Below are 6,749 nucleotides of genomic sequence, written 5' to 3'. Positions count from 1 at the left end.
TGGGGAAGAAAGGTTCAAGACGCGCCATCTGCGCATCCGTCAGCCAGAAAAGATCAGACATGGTCACCACTCGATTTTCAAACCGTGAATCACGCAGACAAACGGAAATCAATGGGTCCTGACCCTAGGCTAATCCAGAAAAAACGGTTGAGAAGTGGATACTCATAATCTACTCCAACATGTGCTGGGCTTCTTATGTTGGCCGCGATGGGGCAACCTATCTGGTTTCCGATACTGATGACGGTACTTTATCGCGTCGTCAACGGTGCGAGGAAAAAGCGGCCTGCATAAACGGCGCCTCGCGTCGTCAACCCCGAATGGGGTAGCCCGCTAGCGGCTATTGAAGGGCGTATCTAGATGCGTTCTTCCTGTGCAGCGAATGGGCACACACCAAAGTTCCGGTGCTGGAACGAGCGATTGTCTGGTTGCCTCGGCAGCCCGGCGATCGCTCTGGAAGGCTTGAATTTTTCATCACTCCAAAGTCTGAGAGTGTCGCTTTGCCGGGCAAAGCGGACACACGATGCGGTCAAGCTGGGTCGCAGCGAATTGGCGCTTCGTCCGCCCTTTCTCATTCGCGAGGCTTGAGATTTCGCTGCCGCAGCGAATGGCCTCAAAGCGGGCTGCAACCGCAGCATCTGGGTTGGTCGTTGGATGTCGGGAAAAGGCCGAAAGTCACGGCGAACCACTCCCGGCCCCAAGAAAAGTTGGAACTCATTTTTAATTCCAGCAACTGATCTACAGTTCAGGATCTGTGTTTGTTGATAGACGCGCACTTCATCGTGCGCGCTACAGAGCCGAATATTCAATGTAGATCTGGTCGCACTATGACGGTTGGGTCAGGTTGGTGTGACGTCCAACAGGAAGATAGTGGCGCTCTGGGGAGGATTCGAACCCCCGACCCCTTGATTCGTAGTCAAGTACTCTATCCAGCTGAGCTACCAGAGCGCGGTGTGAGGGGCGGTTTAAAGTGAACTCTCAGGGGGCGCAAGAGCAAAAAGTACGAAAAATCATTTTATCGAAACTTCCCCCTTCGGAAGGCATATTTCAAAGGCTGTTCCGGTCGCATCGGTCTGCGCCAATTTGAGAATACCCCCATGGCCGCGCACCAATTCTGAGGAGATTGCCAGCCCCAAACCGGTGCCACCCTTGCGAATCCCACCTTGAAACGGCGTGAAGAGGTGCTCTTGCGCCTTGGGTGGCAGTCCCGGTCCCGTGTCGCGCACCAGAATCATCCAACACTCTTCTGATTCTCCGACAGAAACCGCGATCTCCCCGGGCTTGCCACTGGCCACAATGGCTTGGCGTGCATTGCGCACGAGATTGGACACCACGCGATACATCTGCTCCGGATCAGCCCGCACCACGAGCCCTGCGGGAATGTCCTCGGCAAAGCTCAAATCATAGTCTTCCACCGCCAGACGCTCGCTGGCGATCACATCCGCCACCATCTCCCCGATGGCAAAGCGGGTGAGCGTCGGCGCAGGCTCCTCTGCCTTACCAAAGGCCAATGTGCCCTCACAGAGGTTCACCGCGCGGGTGATCGAATTCACCAGCTTGGGGGCAAGCCGCGCCACCAGCGGGTCCTCACTGCTTTCGATGCGATCCGTAAACAGCTGCGCCGAGGTCAGGATATTGCGCAGATCATGGCTCACCTTGGCCACAGCGCCGCCCAGCTGCGCCAGACGCTCCTTTTGCTTCAGCGCCGCCGTCAGCTCGGTCTGAAGCTTCAACAGAGCCTCCTCGGCCTCTCGCAGCTCCGTGACACCAGAGCGCGGCGTGATCACGCTGCGCGCATCTTCCGGCGCCGCAGAATAGCTCTGCATATAGCTCACCACGCTCTTGATCGGCCGCACCAGAATCGCCCGCACCGCCAGAAACAGCAAAAACGCCGTCACGATCGAGATCACAGCCGACAGCGCCAGAACCCGCACGCCGTAGTCAATCATCGCCGCCCGAAGATCTTGCGTGCCCATGGTCACCTCAATCAGCAACCCGGCATCCTGCACCGGCGCGCCAATCACCCGCACCACACGCTCGCTGCGGTCAAACAACTGCATCATGGCATCTTTGATCAGCACACCCGCGGTGGCCCCGCGCATGTCATAGGTCTCGCTGATCGGCTCCGGGATGGGAGAACTCAGGATGAGCTGGCGCATTTCATCCCGCCGCAGCACCACGTTGTACACGCCCGCATTTTTGAGGAGCTCCTCCTCCAGATCCATGTCGATCATATCGTCCGCCAGCAAAGCCAGCGAGGCAATCTGCGCCCGCTCCAGCCTGAGCAAGAGATAGTCTTCGCGATAGCGCGCCACGGAGGGCACAAAAATAAGGACTTCCGCCAGCATCACAAAGATGACCGTCAGGATCAAAAACCGACCTGAGAGCGTATTGAGCATAATAGGTTGACCGTTCTGGTTACGGCAGCCAGCGCTGTATCAAGCCGACCACCCGTTTGACCTTAGGATTATCAAACAGTTGGGGCGAGAAATAGGCCCCTGCAACCCGCTTGTTGATTTCTCCCACCGTTGGATAGGGCGAAACCATGCCCGCAACCGCGCTCATCTTGAGCTTATTGGCAATCACCAGCGCCCAGAGGTTGACAAGCTCCCCCGCCTGCGGCCCGACAATCGACACTCCAACCGGGCGGCCTTTGACAACCATCGCCTTGATCAGCCCATAGGCATTGCGCTCCGCAATCAGGCGGTCGTTGTGGTGGCTTTCAAACCGCGTCACGGTGAGCTTATCGCCATATTCCGCCCGCGCCTCCGCCTCGGTGAGACCAATCTGCGCCAGCTCCGGGTCGGTATAGGTGGCGCAAGGAATATGATCTGTGCGCGCCTTGGCCGGCAGACCAAACAGTGCGGAGCGCACAATCACGCCCGCATGATAGCCCGCAACATGGGTAAACTGCGCGCCACCGGCCACATCCCCAATCGCATAGACCCGCCGGTTTGTGGTCTTCATCGACGCATCCACGGTGATGCCCGTCTTGTGGGTTTCAATGCCCGCAGCTTCAAGGTTCAGCCGGTCCATATTGGCCCGACGTCCCACGGCCACCAGCAGATGGGAGCCTGTAAAACTGCGCCCATCCTGCGTGTCCACCGTGATCACGCCGCCCTCTTGCGTGATCGACTTGGCCAGCGCCTCTTCTGCAATCTCAACACCCTCTCCGCGCAGCCGGTCCAACACGATTGCCGCCATCTCCGGATCATCGCGCCCCAGCGCCTTGGCGCCTTCAATCACCGTGACCTTGATGCCCAGCCGCACATGCGCCTGCGCCATCTCCATACCAATGGGGCCACCGCCAATGATCAACAGATGTTCGGGCGTCTCGGTCAGATCAAACAGCGTTTCATTGGTCAGATAAGGCACCTGATCCAGACCCGGAATCGGCGGCACCAGCGGGCTGGAACCGGTGGCGATCACCACCCGGCGCGCCGTGATCTGATGATCACCAGCCTGCACCACCGACGGGCTGATAAAGCTGCCATAGTCCCGGATCACCCGCACACCAAAGCCTTCAAAACGCTCCTGACTGTCCATCGGCTCAATCTGGGCGATCACCTCTTTGACATGGGCCTTTGCCGCCGCGTAATCGACCTGCGGTGCCTGCCCGGCCACACCAAAGACCCCGGCCTTTGTCATGCCATGTGCCGCCTTGCCACTGGCCAGCAGAGCTTTGGAGGGCACACAGCCAAAGTTCAGGCAATCGCCGCCCATCTTATGGCCTTCCAGCAGGACAACATCTGCCCCCATCTGTGCCGCGCCTGCGGCCACAGACAAGCCGCCAGAGCCAGCGCCAATCACCAGCAAATCCGTTTTGATCTGTTCCATGTGTTACAGCGCCTCTTTGCCGCGAATGCGTTTCAAAACAATTGGCAAACATGCCAGCGCCGCCAGGCCCAGAATGGGCAAAAGCACATGCGGCTCAAAAATAATGCCAAGATCAGGCGTCTCACCACGGGCAAAGACTTCGCCCAGACCTGCACCAACGGAGGTATAGACCAGTCCACCGGGAATGATGCCCACAAAGGTCGACACAACGTAGCGCCACAAAGGCACACCCACCAAAGCCGGGATCAGATTGGCCACAAAGAAGGGCACCACGGGCACCAACCGGATGATGAAGAGCATCGACCACTGATTTTCATCAATACCCTGCTTGAGCGCTTTGATGCGCCCTTCGCCAGAATCAAGTTTGGCAGACATGCGTTCGCCAAATCCCCAGCTGGCCGCCATAAAGACCAAGGTCGCGCCAATCGTGGCAGCTCCCACATTGTAAAGCACGCCCGGAAAAGTCCCAAAGAGGAAGCCACCCGTCAGTGTGGCAATGGTTGCCCCCGGCAAGGAGAACCCAGCAATCACCACGTAAAACGACATGAAGGCCAGCACAGCCAGACCATAATGGGCATCACGATAGGCGATCAGCATCTCGCGATTGTCGCGCAGCGTCTCAAAATTCAGGTAGTCCCCCAAAGCCCAGGCCCCAACCACGGCTCCCACGGCCAAAGCAGCCAGCGGCAACAGGCGGGCCCATTTTGATTTGCTCTCTGTGGTGGTCTCAGTCACGTCAGCCATCTTCGCGTCCATTTATCCCGTTCTTCCCACAACATGCGTTACGCCCCGGTAAAACAACAGGCACCTCACGCGCGCTTGATCAGCCGCCGAGCTTTTGTGAGAAAAACCATGTGAGTCGTAACAAACCCCTGCACATTAATGCGCCAAGGTGACATATCGGGCATTGGCACTGTGCCCCCGGCGTGGGAAACACCGGAAATCTGAGCCACATATGACCCCATTCCGCCGTTCGGGCCGCTGGATCCAGTCTTTTGCACCTTACGCTTGCCTTTTTGTGCAAAAACCCCCAACAGGCGTTTGACTTATCCCCCTGCCCCGTCTATTGACCGGGCTTCGAATAGACAGGCTCCGCGAATCTTTCGCTTGATCGACTTGCCGGCGCCTCCACACTTTGTAACGGAGACGGAGCGATGAAACGCACCTACCAACCTTCGAACCTGGTTCGTAAACGCCGCCACGGCTTCCGTGCGCGCATGGCCACCAAAGCTGGTCGCAAGATCCTGAACGCACGCCGCGCACGCGGTCGTAAGTCGCTGAGCGCATAAGCGCGCGACTGTCCCAAGGGACCGTTTGAAAAATGACACCGCCGGAGACCCCCATGGATGGCACCGCCACTCCCGGGACAGCGTCTCCGGCGGTTTCTCTTTGTGCAGATGACACATTGCATGTGCTGAAAAAGCGCAGTGCCTTCCTCGCCGCCGCCCGCGCCCGCAAACAGGGCACCAAGGCGATGATGATTCAGGCCCGTAAACGCCGCGACGACGAGGATGTGGATCCCTCCGTCATCCGCATGGGCTTCACCTGTTCCAAGAAGGTCGGCAATGCCGTGGCCCGTAACCGCGCCAAGCGCCGGATGCGCGAGGTCGCCCGCGCCGTGCTGCCCTCCTGCGGCAAACCCGGCTGGGATTACGTTCTGATCGGGCGCAAAGATGAAACCGCAGCGCGGGATCTTCTGGCCCTGCAAAGCGATCTCAAATGGGCGCTGCGCAAACTGCACGCGCCCAAGCCGCCGCGCACGCCCCGCTAACTTTCCTTAATTGCGATTTTTCGCGCCCGTCACAGCCCTGCGCGCCCGCTTCTGTCGGGCGCTGTGTCGGCGCGTTAACGTTTTGCGCCCTCTGAAAAGAGCACCGCCGCGATACCGACGCATTACAGACGCAATACAGATGTTCCAAATCGGGTTAATTTCACCACTTTCGCACAAATTGGAGCTTCAATCCGCCATTGCGCCTTGGCACTCCTGCGCAGAGCAGGTAACAGGCTCAGTCAAAGAGGTCAGCCAAGATGAAGACACAAGAGATGAACCGCGATTGGATCGCCACCGCCCGTACCCTGTCCCAAGCCCTGCCATATCTTCAGCGCTACACCGGCGCGACGGTGGTGATTAAGCTTGGCGGCCACGCCATGGGCTCTGACGAAGCGATGGACGATTTTGCCCGCGACGTGGTTCTGATGCGTCAGGTCGGCATCAACCCCGTGATCGTGCACGGCGGTGGCCCGATGATCAATGCGATGCTCAAACGCCTTGAAATCAAATCTGATTTTGTGAACGGCAAGCGGGTGACCGATGCCGCCACGGTGGAAGTAGTGGAAATGGTGCTCTCCGGTGTGGTCAACAAACGCATCGTGCAGGCCATCAACCGTCAGGGCGGAAAGGCCGTGGGTCTCTCCGGCAAAGATGCCAATCTCATGGTCTGTGATCAGACCAATCCGGATCTGGGCTTTGTGGGCACCCCTGCCGATATGAACCCTGCGATTCTGCATGAGCTCTTCGCCAATGACACCATCCCGGTGATCGCCCCCCTCGGGGCGGGCCGCAATGGCGAAACCTTCAACGTCAACGGCGACACCGCCGCAGGCGCCATTGCCGGTGCTCTGGCTGCTGACCGCCTGCTTCTGCTGACAGATGTGGCTGGCGTCAAAAATGCCGATGGCGATGTTCTGACAGAGCTGAAAGCCCAACAAATCCGAGACCTTACAGAAGAGGGCGTCATTGCCGGTGGCATGATTCCCAAGACAGAGACCGCACTGGCCGCCATCGACAAAGGCGTGCGCGCTGTGGTCATCCTCGATGGCCGTGCGCCGAATGCCTGCCTTCTGGAGCTCTTCACCGAACATGGCGCAGGCTCGTTGATCCGACAGGACTGACCCCTCTATCGAGCGCGCCATCT

Annotated in this window: 6 protein-coding genes and 1 tRNA gene; 3 read left to right on the top strand and 4 right to left on the bottom strand. The window is 58.7% G+C overall.

Annotated elements, in window-relative coordinates; genetic code table 11:
* Positions 1 to 868 precede the first annotated feature (868 nt).
* From J7382_RS04545 to J7382_RS04530, 4 genes are all read right to left on the bottom strand, one after another.
* Positions 869 to 945 (bottom strand) — tRNA-Arg (locus tag J7382_RS04545).
* A gap of 62 nt (positions 946 to 1,007) precedes the next feature.
* Complete coding sequence (locus tag J7382_RS04540) at positions 1,008 to 2,396, bottom strand: HAMP domain-containing sensor histidine kinase (RefSeq protein ID WP_209067508.1); 1,389 nt, start codon at positions 2,394 to 2,396, stop codon at positions 1,008 to 1,010.
* 19 nt (positions 2,397 to 2,415) lie between these two features.
* Complete coding sequence (locus J7382_RS04535) at positions 2,416 to 3,834, bottom strand: FAD-dependent oxidoreductase (protein ID WP_209067507.1); 1,419 nt, start codon at positions 3,832 to 3,834, stop codon at positions 2,416 to 2,418.
* A gap of 3 nt (positions 3,835 to 3,837) precedes the next feature.
* Positions 3,838 to 4,578: a TVP38/TMEM64 family protein gene (locus J7382_RS04530; RefSeq protein WP_058238334.1), complete on the bottom strand. Its 741-nt coding sequence runs from the start codon at positions 4,576 to 4,578 to the stop codon at positions 3,838 to 3,840.
* 410 nt (positions 4,579 to 4,988) lie between these two features.
* On the opposite strand from J7382_RS04530, the gene rpmH reads away from it, so the two are divergent.
* From rpmH to argB, 3 genes are all read left to right on the top strand, one after another.
* Positions 4,989 to 5,123: a 50S ribosomal protein L34 gene (rpmH, locus tag J7382_RS04525; RefSeq protein WP_005980833.1), complete on the top strand. Its 135-nt coding sequence runs from the start codon at positions 4,989 to 4,991 to the stop codon at positions 5,121 to 5,123.
* A gap of 32 nt (positions 5,124 to 5,155) precedes the next feature.
* On the top strand, positions 5,156 to 5,605 hold the full coding sequence (gene rnpA / locus J7382_RS04520; protein WP_209067506.1) for a ribonuclease P protein component: 450 nt from the start codon (positions 5,156 to 5,158) through the stop codon (positions 5,603 to 5,605).
* 257 nt (positions 5,606 to 5,862) lie between these two features.
* Positions 5,863 to 6,726 carry an acetylglutamate kinase gene (gene argB / locus J7382_RS04515; protein ID WP_209067505.1) on the top strand — a complete coding sequence of 288 codons (864 nt, stop codon included), beginning with the start codon at positions 5,863 to 5,865 and terminating at the stop codon, positions 6,724 to 6,726.
* Positions 6,727 to 6,749 lie beyond the last annotated feature (23 nt).

The sequence above is a fragment of the Shimia sp. R11_0 genome (assembly GCF_017744035.1).
Lineage (GTDB): Bacteria > Pseudomonadota > Alphaproteobacteria > Rhodobacterales > Rhodobacteraceae > Shimia > Shimia marina.
Note: the sequence above shows the minus strand (reverse complement) of the source record. Positions and strands in the feature narration are given on the sequence as shown.